This window comes from Micrococcus sp. GbtcB5 (genome assembly GCF_019091605.1).
Lineage (GTDB): Bacteria > Actinomycetota > Actinomycetes > Actinomycetales > Micrococcaceae > Micrococcus > Micrococcus luteus.
Window position 1 is genome coordinate 1 of the sequence record NZ_JAGXJK010000287.1, and the last position, 253, is coordinate 253.

Genomic DNA, 253 nt, shown 5'->3' on the forward strand with positions numbered 1-253 from the left:
GCGCGGGCGGCGACATCCAGTTGAGGGGCTTGTAGGAGCCGCCGTCGGAGTGCACCAGCACCGAGCCGTCCGCCTACACCATGAGCAGGCGGGTGGCGGTGGGCAGGTGGGCGTTCAGGCGGCCCCCATAGGTCACGGAGCAGCGGGCAATGACGAGTCGCACCGGTCCATCCTAGGCGGACCGCGCCCACCGGCACTTGTGCCAGCATGGAGGCATGCCCCGTTCGAACCGCCCCCGCCGCTCGTCCGCGCC

1 pseudogene is annotated in these 253 nt (G+C 71.9%); it reads right to left on the reverse strand.

Annotated features, from left to right (window positions below):
- Nucleotides 1-163, reverse strand: a pseudogene (locus KVS67_RS12395) (endonuclease); the annotation flags it as partial.
- Nucleotides 164-253 lie beyond the last annotated feature (90 nt).